14 protein-coding genes are annotated in these 12,879 nt (G+C 61.5%); all 14 read left to right on the top strand.

Annotation, left to right across the window (positions count from 1 at the left end; translation table 11 throughout):
* The first annotated feature begins 62 nt into the window (after positions 1–62).
* The 14 genes from VWZ81_RS15405 (at position 63) to VWZ81_RS15340 (ending at position 12,875) form a co-directional block, all read left to right on the top strand.
* Positions 63–2,012 carry an acetyl/propionyl/methylcrotonyl-CoA carboxylase subunit alpha gene (locus tag VWZ81_RS15405; RefSeq protein WP_416542841.1) on the top strand — a complete coding sequence of 650 codons (1,950 nt, stop codon included), beginning with the start codon at positions 63–65 and terminating at the stop codon, positions 2,010–2,012.
* 91 nt (positions 2,013–2,103) lie between these two features.
* On the top strand, positions 2,104–2,964 hold the full coding sequence (locus VWZ81_RS15400; protein WP_416535938.1) for a hydroxymethylglutaryl-CoA lyase: 861 nt from the start codon (positions 2,104–2,106) through the stop codon (positions 2,962–2,964).
* A gap of 90 nt (positions 2,965–3,054) precedes the next feature.
* Positions 3,055–3,837, top strand: a complete 783-nt coding sequence (locus tag VWZ81_RS15395) for a crotonase/enoyl-CoA hydratase family protein (RefSeq protein WP_416542842.1) — start codon at positions 3,055–3,057, stop codon at positions 3,835–3,837.
* 238 nt (positions 3,838–4,075) lie between these two features.
* Positions 4,076–4,441, top strand: a complete 366-nt coding sequence (locus tag VWZ81_RS15390) for an NADH-quinone oxidoreductase subunit A (RefSeq protein WP_014874151.1) — start codon at positions 4,076–4,078, stop codon at positions 4,439–4,441.
* A complete protein-coding gene (locus VWZ81_RS15385) occupies positions 4,432–4,965 on the top strand; it encodes a NuoB/complex I 20 kDa subunit family protein (protein ID WP_082996117.1) in 534 nt (177 codons plus the stop codon). The genes VWZ81_RS15390 and VWZ81_RS15385 overlap by 10 nt, the downstream gene beginning before the upstream one ends.
* Positions 4,966–4,989: 24 nt before the next feature.
* Positions 4,990–5,595, top strand: coding sequence for an NADH-quinone oxidoreductase subunit C (locus tag VWZ81_RS15380; protein WP_340545115.1), 606 nt, complete (start codon positions 4,990–4,992; stop codon positions 5,593–5,595).
* Positions 5,595–6,806, top strand: a complete 1,212-nt coding sequence (locus tag VWZ81_RS15375) for an NADH-quinone oxidoreductase subunit D (RefSeq protein ID WP_260084618.1) — start codon at positions 5,595–5,597, stop codon at positions 6,804–6,806. The genes VWZ81_RS15380 and VWZ81_RS15375 overlap by 1 nt, the downstream gene beginning before the upstream one ends.
* Positions 6,806–7,999 carry an NADH-quinone oxidoreductase subunit E gene (locus tag VWZ81_RS15370; RefSeq protein ID WP_416542843.1) on the top strand — a complete coding sequence of 398 codons (1,194 nt, stop codon included), beginning with the start codon at positions 6,806–6,808 and terminating at the stop codon, positions 7,997–7,999. Before VWZ81_RS15375 ends, VWZ81_RS15370 begins: the two co-directional genes overlap by 1 nt.
* A 53-nt stretch (positions 8,000–8,052) precedes the next feature.
* Positions 8,053–8,280: a DUF5337 domain-containing protein gene (locus tag VWZ81_RS15365; RefSeq protein WP_340545117.1), complete on the top strand. Its 228-nt coding sequence runs from the start codon at positions 8,053–8,055 to the stop codon at positions 8,278–8,280.
* Positions 8,281–8,286: 6 nt separating this feature from the next.
* Positions 8,287–9,585: an NADH-quinone oxidoreductase subunit NuoF gene (nuoF, locus tag VWZ81_RS15360; RefSeq protein WP_040172812.1), complete on the top strand. Its 1,299-nt coding sequence runs from the start codon at positions 8,287–8,289 to the stop codon at positions 9,583–9,585.
* A 16-nt stretch (positions 9,586–9,601) separates the two neighbouring features.
* Complete coding sequence (locus VWZ81_RS15355; RefSeq protein WP_340545119.1) at positions 9,602–9,952, top strand: hypothetical protein; 351 nt, start codon at positions 9,602–9,604, stop codon at positions 9,950–9,952.
* A 113-nt stretch (positions 9,953–10,065) separates the two neighbouring features.
* Positions 10,066–10,470: a DUF5333 domain-containing protein gene (locus tag VWZ81_RS15350; protein ID WP_340546294.1), complete on the top strand. Its 405-nt coding sequence runs from the start codon at positions 10,066–10,068 to the stop codon at positions 10,468–10,470.
* Between the two features lie 3 nt (positions 10,471–10,473).
* On the top strand, positions 10,474–12,492 hold the full coding sequence (nuoG, locus tag VWZ81_RS15345) for an NADH-quinone oxidoreductase subunit NuoG (RefSeq protein ID WP_416542844.1): 2,019 nt from the start codon (positions 10,474–10,476) through the stop codon (positions 12,490–12,492).
* Entirely contained in the window at positions 12,489–12,875 is a 387-nt protein-coding gene (locus tag VWZ81_RS15340; RefSeq protein WP_416542845.1) for a hypothetical protein, read from the top strand. The genes nuoG and VWZ81_RS15340 overlap by 4 nt, the downstream gene beginning before the upstream one ends.
* Positions 12,876–12,879: the final 4 nt, after the last annotated feature.

Genomic DNA, 12,879 nt, shown 5'->3' with positions numbered 1-12,879 from the left:
ATCCCCGGGGGTCCGGGGGCAGGCAGCCCCCGGTCCAGAGCTCCAGACAAAGGACCAACCCCATGTTTGACAAAATCCTGATTGCCAATCGCGGCGAGATCGCCTGCCGTGTGATGGAAACCGCCCACGCCATGGGCGTGAAAACCGTGGCGGTCTATTCCGACGCCGATCGTGGCGCAAAGCATGTCGCCATGGCGGATGAGGCCTGCCACATCGGGCATGGCCCGGCGCCGGCCGACAGCTATCTCCTCGGCGATGAGATCATCGCAATCGCCAGGGCGACCGGTGCGCAGGCCATCCATCCCGGTTATGGGTTTCTTTCGGAGAACCCGGGCTTTGTGGATGCGGTAGAGGCAGCGGGCCTTACCTTCATCGGCCCGTCTGCGGAGGCGATCCGCAAGATGGGTCTGAAAGACGCCGCCAAAGTGCTGATGGAGGCGGCTGGCGTGCCGGTGGTCCCGGGCTATCACGGCGCCAATCAGGATGCGGATTTCCTCAAGGATCAGGCGGATCAGATTGGCTATCCGGTGCTGATCAAGGCAGTTGCCGGTGGCGGCGGCAAGGGGATGCGGCTGGTTGAGAAACCTGCCGATTTCGCCGACGCGCTCAAAAGCGCGCAGGGCGAGGCCACCACCGCCTTTGGCAACCCCGATGTGCTGATCGAGAAATACATCCAGCAGCCGCGCCATATCGAGGTGCAGGTTTTTGGCGACGGCAAAAGTGCCGTGCATCTGTTCGAGCGCGACTGCTCCCTGCAACGCCGCCATCAGAAGGTGATCGAGGAAGCCCCCGCGCCGGGCATGACCGCAGAAATGCGCGCCGCGATGGGCGAGGCGGGCGTGCGCGCGGCCGAAGCCATCGGCTACAAGGGCGCGGGCACGGTTGAGTTCATCGTTGACGGCTCTGACGGGCTGCGCCCTGACGGGTTCTGGTTCATGGAAATGAACACCCGCCTGCAGGTGGAGCATCCAGTGACCGAGCTGATCACCGGCGTTGATCTGGTGGAATGGCAGCTGCGGGTTGCATCGGGCGAGAGCCTGCCTGCCAAACAGGAAGACCTCACCATCACCGGCCACGCTTTTGAGGCACGGCTTTACGCGGAGGACGTGCCCAAGGGCTTCCTGCCCGCAACCGGCACGCTGACGCATCTGTCCTTCCCGGCTGAGGCCCGCGCCGACAGCGGTGTCAGGGCAGGGGATACCATCAGCCCCTGGTATGATCCGATGATCTCGAAGGTGATCGTACATGGTCCCACCCGCGCAATCGCCCTGTCGCGCCTGTCGCAGGCGCTGGCGGCAACCGAGGTCGGCGGCACGGTCACCAACCTTGCCTTCCTTGGCGCGCTGGCGGCGCATGAGGGCTTTGCGGCGGGGAACGTCGACACGGGCCTTATCGCGCGCGATCTGGATCAGCTGGTGCAGGCGCCTGGGGTGACGCCCGAGCAGAAGGCCGCTGCCGGTATGCAGGCCCTTGGCCTCCTCGAGGGCGGCTGGGAGACCGGCTTTACCCTTTGGTCCGATATGCGCCGTTCCGTTCACCTCAGCCATCAGGGTGATGTGTTTGAAGCCACGGTTGAGGTGGATGGACCGGATCGCCAGATCTGGGAGTTCCCTCAGGACCCTGAATCCCAGGTCTGCGCCACCAGGATCGGTGGACATTGGGTGCTGGGCGGTAATCGTCTGCCCTCGATCGCCCAATCGGGCAATACGATCACCGTATTTGATAGCTATGGCCTCGAGTTCGAGGTGATTGACCCCCTGGACCGCGCATCGGCAGCGGGCGGGGATCAGAATGTGATCGAGGCCCCGATGCCCGGTCTGGTCAAGGCGGTTTTTGCCGAAGCAGGCCAGAGCGTCAAAGAAGGTGAACGACTCGCTATCCTTGAGGCGATGAAAATGGAACACTCGCTTCTGGCGGCCCGCGACGGCGTGGTGGCCGAGGTGCTGGCCTCGGCTGGTGATCAGGTCGAAGCGGGGGCCGCGTTGGTCCGCCTGGAGGAGGCGGACAGCTAAACGGCTGGCATGGGCGCGATCTCGGGTCGTGCCCGCGCCCTGCGGCCTGATGGGCCATTTGATTTGTGAATTGAGCTTGGGAGGATGTGCTGTGGGTGAAAGCGTCGAGATTTTCGAAGTCGGACCACGCGATGGTTTGCAGAATGAAAAGCGGGACATACCGGTATCGGAGAAGGTCGCGCTGATCGACCGCCTGACGCAGGCGGGCTTCCGGCGGATCGAAGTGGCGAGCTTTGTCTCGCCCAAATGGGTGCCGCAGATGGCCGGATCGGGCGAGGTGCTCGCCGGGATCAACCGTGGGGCGGATGTGCGCTATGCCGCGCTGACGCCGAATATGCGCGGTTACGAGGATGCCTTGGCCGCCAAAGCGGATGAGATCGCGGTCTTTGCCTCTGCGTCGGAGGGGTTCTCCAAGGCCAATATCAACGCCAGCGTGGCCGAATCCATCGAACGGTTCACGCCAATCATCGAGGCCGCGCGCCATATCGACCTGCCGGTGCGCGGATATATCTCCTGTGTGACCGAATGCCCGTTTGACGGGCCGACGGACCCCGACGCTGTTGCGGCGCTGGCGGATCGGCTGTTTTCCATGGGCTGCTATGAGATTTCGCTGGGCGACACCATTGGTCAGGCAACACCGGATTCGATTGCACGCATGTTGCTTGCGGTGCGTGAGCGGGTGCCGGTCAGCCGCTTGGCGGGGCACTATCATGACACAGCGGGGCGGGCGATTGACAACATTGATGCGTCGCTTTCGCTTGGTGTCCGGGTGTTTGACGCGGCCGTCGGCGGCCTGGGCGGTTGCCCCTATGCGCCGGGGGCAGCAGGCAATGTCGCAACCGAGGCGGTGCATGAGCATCTGACGCGGCTTGGCTACGAGACGGGTCTTGACGGTTCTGTGCTACAGGACGCGGCGAAGATGGCCCAGGCAATGCGCAGCGACGGCAGCTGATTCACACCGAAGCGTAAACAACAGCGGACCGAAACCAAAATCGCAGCCCGCCGGCAGTGGGCTGCGAGCAGGACAGGCAGGACGACCCCTATGTACACCACACTCACGCTGACCACCGACGATCGGGGTGTTGCGACCCTCATGCTCAACCGCCCCGAGAAGCACAACGCCATGTCCGGCGAAATGCTACAGGAGCTGAAGGCTGCCGCAGCTGCGCTGGCTGCGGACCGGTCGGTGCGCGTTGTCGTGCTCACTGGGGCGGGCAAAAGTTTCTGCGCGGGCGGCGATCTGGGCTGGATGCAGGCACAGATGACGGCGGATGCCGAAACCCGCGCGCGCGAAGCCAGGGTTCTGGCGGAGATGCTGATGGCCATCAATACCCTGCCGCAGCCGGTGATTGGGGCGGTTCAGGGCAATGCCTTTGGCGGCGGTGTCGGCATGGCCTGTGTCTGCGATGTCGCGATTGGGGCCGACCACATCAAGATGGGTCTTACGGAGACACGGCTGGGCCTGATCCCGGCCACGATTGGCCCCTATGTCGTCGCCCGCATGGGCGAGGCGCGGGCGCGGCGTGTCTTTATGTCGGCGCGTCTGTTCGGGGCTGATGAGGCGGTCGATCTCGGGATTCTTGCGCGGGCCGTGCCCGCCAGCGAGATGGACGCCGCAATCGAGGCCGAGGTGACCCCCTATCTGAGCTGCGCGCCCGAGGCGGTCGGGGCCGCAAAGGCATTGGTACGTGATCTGGGGCCGAAAATCGACGATGCGGTGATTGATCACACGATTGCCGCATTGGTGGAGCGCTGGGAAGGCCGGGAGGCACCCGAAGGGATTGCCGCGTTTTTCGCCAAGGAAAAACCAAGCTGGCAGCGGTAGCCCCGTTAAAAATGCCTGATTTCTTCGCTTGGGGCGTGCCTTTTGCCGGGTACGCCTTATCCTATGAAAACAATAGGGTTTAAGGCCCATGATGTGGATCTGCCGCGCCCGTTACAGAAGGTTTATCCATTAACGATGCGTTGGTTGACGGTGAGGGGGGAGGGGAGTAGACACTGCCCCAAGTCAACACGCCAATTGACGGCGCGCAGAAATCCGCGCGCACGGAAAGGAGCCACTCGTGGAAGAGATGTTGCGGGAATACCTCCCGATTCTGGTGTTTCTGGCCGTAGCGGTCGGGCTTGGAATTGTTCTTATTTTGGCGGCAGTTGTGCTGGCCGTCCGCAATCCGGACCCTGAAAAGGTCAGCGCCTACGAATGCGGGTTCAACGCATTCGACGACGCACGGATGAAGTTTGATGTCCGGTTCTACCTGGTGTCGATTCTGTTCATTATTTTTGATCTGGAAATTGCGTTTCTGTTTCCCTGGGCCGTCGGCTTCAAGGATATGAGCGATGCGGGCTTCTGGTCGATGATGGTGTTTCTCGCTGTGCTGACCATCGGTTTTGCCTATGAGTGGAAGAAGGGGGCCCTGGAATGGGAGTGATGACCGGAGCCAATACGGCTGGCGTCGACAAGGAAGTTGTCACCCAGGCCCTGAATGCCGAACTGCAGGACAAGGGGTTTTTGCTGACCTCGGCAGAGGATATCATCAACTGGGCGCGCACCGGCTCGCTGCACTGGATGACCTTTGGTCTGGCCTGCTGCGCGGTTGAGATGATGCACACCTCGATGCCGCGCTACGATGCCGAGCGTTTCGGTATCGCGCCGCGTGCCTCTCCGCGCCAGTCGGATGTGATGATCGTCGCGGGGACGCTGACCAACAAGATGGCGCCCGCCCTGCGCAAGGTCTACGACCAGATGCCCGAGCCGCGTTATGTGATCTCGATGGGGTCCTGCGCCAATGGCGGCGGCTATTACCACTACAGCTATTCCGTGGTGCGCGGATGTGACCGGATCGTGCCTGTGGATGTCTATGTGCCCGGTTGCCCGCCGACGGCAGAGGCGCTGCTGTATGGTCTGATGCAATTGCAGCGCAAAATTCGCCGCACCGGCACGCTTGTGCGTTAAGTGGCTTTGGTTGGAGAGACAAATATGACTGAAGCTCTGAAAGAACTCGGCACCCAGATCGCTGCCAAACGTCCTGATTGTGTCATCGACTGGGATGTCAGCTTTGATGAGCTGAATGTCGATGTTGCCCCGTCGAACCTTGCAGGGTTTGTCGAATTTCTGAAAGCCGATGCGACGTGCAAGTTCTCGTCGCTTGTCGATATCACGGCCGTTGACTACCCGGACCGCGCCAAGCGGTTCGACGTGGTCTACCACTTTCTGTCGATGTATCAGAACCAGCGGATCCGCCTGCGCGTATCGATCCGCGAGGATGAGATGCTGCCGTCGATCGTGACGATCCATCCCTCGGCCAACTGGTTTGAGCGGGAGGTGTTCGACATGTTCGGCATCCTGTTCACCGGCCACCCGGATCTGCGCCGCATCCTGACCGACTATGGTTTCCGTGGCTATCCGCTGCGCAAGGATTTCCCGACCACCGGCTATACCGAGGTTCGCTACGACGAGGCGCAGAAGCGCGTAGTCTATGAACCGGTCAGCCTGGTTCAGGAGTACCGCCAGTTTGACTTCATGAGCCCGTGGGAGGGTGCCGAATACATCCTGCCCGGCGACGAGAAAGAGGGGGCGAAGTAATGGACGGCTCCAAAATGGACGACGCCCTGACCGGCGAACAGAAGATCCGTAACTTCAACATCAACTTCGGACCGCAACACCCTGCGGCACACGGCGTTCTGCGTCTGGTGCTGGAGCTGGACGGCGAAATCGTTGAGCGCTGCGACCCGCATATCGGCCTGTTGCACCGCGGCACCGAAAAGCTGATGGAGAGCCGGACGTACCTGCAGAACCTGCCGTATTTCGACCGCCTCGACTATGTGGCGCCGATGAACCAGGAACACGCCTGGTGCCTGGCCATCGAAAAGCTGACCGGCGTGGAAGTGCCGCGTCGCGCGTCGCTGATCCGTGTGCTCTATTCCGAAATCGGCCGGATTCTGAACCACCTGCTCAATGTGACGACGCAGGCGATGGACGTTGGCGCGCTGACCCCGCCGCTGTGGGGCTTTGAAGAGCGCGAGAAGCTGATGATCTTCTACGAGCGGGCCTGTGGTGCGCGCCTGCACGCGGCGTATTTCCGCCCCGGTGGTGTGCATCAGGATCTGCCCGACGCGCTGATCGACGATATCGAGGCCTGGACCCATAGCTTCCCATCCGTTCTGGATGACATCGACGGGCTGCTGACCGAGAACCGCATCTTTAAACAGCGGAATGCCGATATCGGTGTCGTGACCGAGGAGGATATCCTCAACTACGGGTTCTCCGGGGTGATGGTGCGCGGCTCCGGCCTTGCCTGGGACCTGCGCCGTGCGCAGCCCTATGAGTGCTATGACGAATTCGATTTCCAGATCCCGGTTGGCAAGAACGGCGACTGCTACGACCGCTACCTTGTCCGTATGGAAGAGATGCGCCAGTCGCTGTCGATCATTCGCCAGTGTATCGGCAAACTGCGCGAGACCCCCGGTGATATTCTGGCCCGTGGCAAGCTGACCCCGCCCAAACGGGGCGATATGAAAACTTCGATGGAGAGCCTGATCCACCACTTCAAGCTCTATACCGAGGGGTTCCACGTGCCCGCTGGCGAGGTCTACGCCGCTGTTGAGGCACCCAAGGGCGAATTTGGCGTCTATCTGGTTGCAGATGGCACCAACAAACCCTATCGCGCCAAGCTGCGTGCGCCGGGCTTCCTGCATCTGCAGGCCATGGATTATGTGGCCAAGGGCCACCAACTCGCCGACGTCGCGGCCATCATTGGCACCATGGACGTCGTATTTGGAGAGATTGACCGCTAATGCTTCGTCGTCTGCATTCCGAACAACCCGATAGTTTTGCCTTCACGCCCGAGAACCAGACATGGGCCGAAGCGCAGATCACCAAATTCCCTGATGGCCGTCAGGCCAGTGCGATCATTCCGCTGCTGTGGCGTGCGCAGGAGCAGGAAGGCTGGCTGACGAAGCCTGCAATCGAATATGTCGCGGACATGCTGGGCATGGCCTATATCCGTGCGCTTGAGGTTGCGTCCTTCTACTTCATGTTCCAGCTGCAACCCACTGGATCGGTTGCACATGTTCAGATCTGCGGGACCACGTCCTGCATGATCTGCGGCGCAGAGGATCTGATTGCCGTCTGTCAGGAAAAGATCGCGAACAAGCCTTTTACCCTGTCGGCGGATGGTAAGTTTACCTGGGAAGAGGTCGAGTGCCTTGGTGCCTGCACCAACGCCCCGATGGCCCAGATCGGCAAGGATTATTACGAAGATCTGACCGCAGAAGGCTTTGCCAAGCTGCTGGATGATCTGGCTGCCGGTCAGGTGCCGCTGCCGGGCCCGCAAAACGGGCGCTACGCGGCCGAGCCGAAATCGGGGCTGACCTCGCTGACAGAATATGAAAGCGGCAAGACGCAGTATAATGCGTCTGTCCAGCTGGCGGCGGATATTGGCGATACAGTCAAGCGTATCGACGGCACCGAAGTGCCGATCCTGACGCCATGGATTGGCAAGGACGGCAAGGTTGCCGGTCGCGACAGTGCCGACACCCCGCCGCCCGCGCCGAAAACACCGCTTCCGGCGGTGAAACAGGCCGAGGTTGCCAAGGCAAAGAGCGACGCCCCAAAGAAGGCCGCTCCGAAAAAAGCTGCTGTCAGCGAACCGGCCTCTCCTGAGGGCGCGGCCGCAGAAGCCGGAGCCGCTGTTGAAGAAAAGCCGGAAACCCTGACCGCAGCGCGTGATGGTAAGGCCGATGATCTGAAGATGCTGAAAGGTGTCGGTCCCAAGTTGGAGCAGACCCTGAATGATCTGGGGTTCTTTCACTTTGACCAGATCGCCGCCTGGACGGATGAGCAGATCGCATGGGTCGATAGCCGGTTGAAGTTCAAGGGGCGCATCGTCCGCGACGGCTGGATCGAACAGTCCCGGCAATTGGCGGCTGGCGAGGAAACCGAATTCGCCAAGAAGGCCAAGGCCGACGACCGCTACAAAAAAGACTGACACCACGATAACCGCGCCTGTCCTACGGGGCAGGGGCCAATATTCAGGACCACATGAGCGTAGAGCGCGACAAAGCACTGGCAGCAAAGGGACGGCACATCGCATTGGTGATTGCCGCAACCATGCTTGGCTGGCTGGCAATGTCGCTGTTCATCGGCCCCGCCCTGGGGCTCGCCGGGCGCTACGCTCTGCTGTTTGATTTCGCAGCCCTTGCAGGCTTCATCTATGCAGCGGTCAACATTTTTCAACTCTGGCGGATGCGCCAGGACAGCCAAAGGTAGGCAGACATGCTGAAGGACCAGGACCGGATCTTTACCAACCTTTACGGGATGCATGAGCGCACATTGGCAGGCGCAAAACAGCGGGGCCATTGGGATGGCACTGCGGGCATCATCGAAAAAGGGCGGGACTGGATCATCCAGAACATGAAGGATTCCGGCCTGCGCGGACGCGGTGGTGCGGGCTTCCCGACCGGCCTTAAATGGTCCTTCATGCCGAAAGAGAGCGACGGTCGTCCCTCCTATCTGGTCATCAACGCCGATGAATCGGAGCCGGGCACCTGCAAAGACCGCGAGATCATGCGCCATGATCCGCACACGCTGATCGAGGGCGCGCTGATCGCCTCCTTCGCGATGAATGCGCATACCTGCTACATCTATCTGCGCGGCGAATACATCCGCGAGCGCGAGGCGCTGCAGGCCGCCATCGACGAATGCTATGACCAAGGTCTTCTGGGTCGCAATGCAGCCGGATCCGGCTGGGACTTTGACGTCTTCCTGCACCATGGTGCAGGGGCCTATATCTGCGGCGAAGAAACTGCGCTGATCGAAAGCCTTGAGGGCAAGAAGGGCATGCCGCGTATGAAGCCGCCGTTCCCGGCTGGTGCTGGCCTTTATGGCTGCCCGACCACGGTGAACAACGTGGAGTCTATCGCCGTGGTGCCGACCATTCTGCGCCGTGGACCCGATTGGTTTGCAGGCTTTGGCCGTCAGAACAACGCGGGCACCAAGCTGTTTGCGATCTCCGGTCACGTCAACAACCCCTGTGTGGTTGAAGAGGCGATGAGCATCTCCTTTGAGGAGCTGATCGAGAAGCATTGCGGCGGTATTCGCGGCGGCTGGGACAATCTTCTGGCTGTCATTCCCGGCGGCTCTTCGGTTCCTTGTGTGCGCGGCGAGAAGATGAAAGACGCCATCATGGATTTTGACTATCTGCGCGGCGAACTGGGCTCCGGCCTTGGCACGGCGGCGGTCATCGTGATGGACAAGCAGACCGATATCATCAAGGCGATCTGGCGCCTGTCGAAGTTCTACAAGCACGAAAGCTGCGGTCAGTGTACGCCCTGCCGTGAAGGCACCGGCTGGATGATGCGCGTGATGGATCGTCTGGTGAAGGGCGAGGCCGAGCTGGAAGAGATCGACATGCTGTGGGATGTGACCAAGCAGGTCGAAGGCCACACCATTTGCGCGCTCGGCGACGCCGCAGCCTGGCCGATCCAGGGCCTGATCCGCAATTTCCGCGAGGAAATCGAAGACCGTATCAAGGCACAGAAGTCCGGGCGCATGGGCGCCATGGCAGCCGAATAGGGTCGGGGGGTAGCGGATGATCACGGGTGTGACCAAAACCATGGCTGTGCTGGCCGTCTGCGGCGGGGTGCTGGCGGGGTGTGACGGTATCGTCAACAATCGCCCGACCTACGCGGGCGTGCCCTTCTCGGCGAAGTCCAAAGCGGTCAACAAGAAAGAGACGCTGGCGGTGTTTACCACTACGGTATCCAAAGCCTCGCGTTCGCTGGAAGGCGCGCGGCTGGCCGCTCATCACGAGAGCACCCGTTACTGCATCGAAAACTTCGGCACGTCGCGCATTGCCTGGCAGGTCAACCCGCTTGATGCGGATATTGCCGTGCCGCTGGATGGCGATACGGCCGTCTATGGCGGAACCTGCACCCCGTGATCGCAGGCCGGGCATATCCCATGGCCGCGCAATCTGCGCCCACGCCGGTGTTATTGCATAACGCCGTCGCCTGCGCGCGTTCTGGTCGCTCCCTCACCAAGGAGTGTTCACCAATGCGAATCCTGATTGCGACCTGTGCCGCCTGCCTGATGCTGCTGCCGTCGATGGGCGCGGCAAAGCCGTCCTTGCGCGATGTGCAAGAGATCGAAGACCCGCTGTTCGCGGTCGCTCTGGCCAAGGAAGTGGCCGACCACTGTGATGCGATTACCGCGCGTTACTTCAAGGGTCTGACCGAACTGCGGCGCCTGCGGGCACGTGCCAATGCTCTTGGCTACACGGATACGGAAATCCGCGCCTACATCGGCTCGGACGAGGAAAAAGCCCGGATGCGGGCCAAGGGAGAACGCTTCCTGGCGCAAAACGGGGTCTCATATGAGAAAACGGAAACATTCTGTACGTTTGGTCGTGCGGAAATCAAGAAAAACAGCGCGATCGGCGTTTTACTGAGGGCGAAATAGACCATGTCTGACCTCCGCAAGATCAACATTGACGGAACCGAGATTGAGGTGGATGGGGCGATGACCCTGATCCAGGCCTGTGAAGAGGCCGGGGTGGAAATTCCCCGCTTCTGCTACCACGAGCGCCTGTCCATCGCCGGCAATTGCCGGATGTGCCTGGTTGAGGTTGTCGGCGGCCCGCCGAAACCTGCCGCCTCCTGCGCCATGCAGGTCCGCGACCTGCGTCCCGGTCCCGAAGGCCAGGCGCCGCAGGTGAAGACCAATTCGCCGATGGTCAAGAAGGCCCGTGAGGGCGTGATGGAGTTCCTGCTGATCAACCACCCGCTGGATTGCCCGATCTGCGATCAGGGTGGCGAATGTGATCTTCAGGATCAGGCGATGGCTTATGGCGTCGATTTCTCGCGCTTCCGCGAAGCAAAGCGCGCCGTCGACGATCTCGATCTCGGCCCGCTCGTCGGCACCGCGATGACCCGCTGCATTTCCTGCACGCGCTGCGTTCGTTTCACCACCGAAGTCGCAGGCATTACCCAGATGGGCCAGACTGGTCGTGGTGAGGATAGCGAGATTACCTCCTATCTGAACGAGACGCTGGATTCGAACCTTCAGGGCAACATCATCGACCTGTGCCCGGTTGGGGCGCTGACCTCGAAACCCTATGCCTTCACGGCCCGCCCGTGGGAGTTGACCAAAACCGAAACCATCGACGTGATGGACGCGCTGGGATCGAACATCCGTGTCGACACCAAGGGCCGCGAAGTGATGCGCATCCTGCCGCGCAACCATGACGGCGTGAATGAGGAATGGATCAGCGACAAGACCCGGTTCGTCTGGGACGGGCTGCGTCGCCAGCGTCTGGATCGCCCCTATGTGCGTGTTGACGGCAAGCTGAAGCCCGCGACCTGGCCGGAGGCCCTGGAGGCAGCGGCCACTGCAATGAAGGGCAAGAAGATTGCCGGCCTGATCGGTGATCTGGTCCCGGTTGAGGCGGCTTTTGCGCTGAAACAGCTGGTCGAAGGGGAGGGTGGCAAGGTTGAGTGCCGGACGGACAAGGCCCGTCTGCCGATCGGCAACCGCGCGGCCTATGTCGGCACCGCAACCATCGAAGATATCGACAGCGCCAAGGCGATCATGCTGATTGGCACCGATCCTCGCAATGAGGCGCCGGTTCTGAACGCCCGCCTGCGCAAGGCCTGGATCAACGGCGCCAATATCGGCCTGATCGGTCAGCCGGTCGATCTGACCTATGACTACGCCCACCTCGGCACCGACCGCGCAGCGCTCGAGACACTGCTCAACGGCGAAACCGAAGGCGCGATTGGTAAAGATACGTTGGTCATAGTCGGCCAGGGCGCCCTGCGTGAGGCCGATGGTCTGGCGGTACTGGCCCATGCGCAGAAATACGCGGCCATGACCGAGAGCAAACTGCTGGTGCTGCACACCGCTGCCGGCCGTGTTGGTGCGATGGATGTGAATGCGGTCACCGAGGGTGGCCTTGAGGCGGCCATCGACGGCGCAGAGGTGATCTACAACCTCGGTGCTGATGAGGTCGAAATCGATGCAGGCGCCTTTGTGATCTACCAGGGCTCGCACGGCGATCGTGGTGCCCATCGCGCCGACGTCATCCTGCCCGGCGCTGCCTATACCGAAGAAAACGGTCTGTTCGTGAACACCGAAGGGCGTCCGCAGCTGGCCATGCGCGCAAGCTTTGCCCCCGGTGAGGCCAAGGAAAACTGGGCGATCCTGCGGGCGCTCAGCGCGGAGCTGGATGCCAAGCTGCCCTATGACGCGCTGGCGCAACTGCGCAGTGCGCTGGTGGCAGAGGTGCCGCATCTGGCGCGCATTGACGAAGTGGCGGCAAATGACGGCCCGGCGCTTGAGGTTGAGGCCATGGGCAAGGCGGCATTCCTGCCTGCGGTCAAGGACTTCTATCTGACCAACCCGATTGCGCGGTCGTCGCAGCTGATGGCGGAACTCTCCGCCAACGCAAAGGCGCGTAGCGCCGAGAAGATCGCGGCGGAGTGATCCGTGCGGGCATCATATCGCCTCTGCTGCTGGCAGCCTGCGTGCAGGCCCCGCAGACGTCTCGGGCGCCGTTCACCCCCGATTACAAAGGGGTAGAGACACGGCTACTGGATGGCGATCTGGTGCAATTCCACGTGGCCATGACCGGCGCCCGCAATGGTGCCGATCTGGACAACTATGCGGAATGCGCGGCGGCGCAATATGCGCTGATCCGCGGTTATGGATTTGCACGTCATGTGCGCACAAAAATGAAACAAGAGGGTGGCAATCAGACGGCAGATGCTGTCTACACCATCTCGCCTTCCCTCCCGCGCGGACTGCGCACCATCGACGCCGAAGTCGTGGTCGCGGATTGCGAGGCTAACGGAATACCCACGGTGTGAGGAC

The organism is Phaeobacter sp. JH20_34 (assembly GCF_048056095.1).
Lineage (GTDB): Bacteria > Pseudomonadota > Alphaproteobacteria > Rhodobacterales > Rhodobacteraceae > Phaeobacter > Phaeobacter bryozoorum.
The sequence above is the reverse complement of the archived record's forward strand: the minus strand, read 5'-3'. Positions and strand labels throughout refer to the sequence as shown.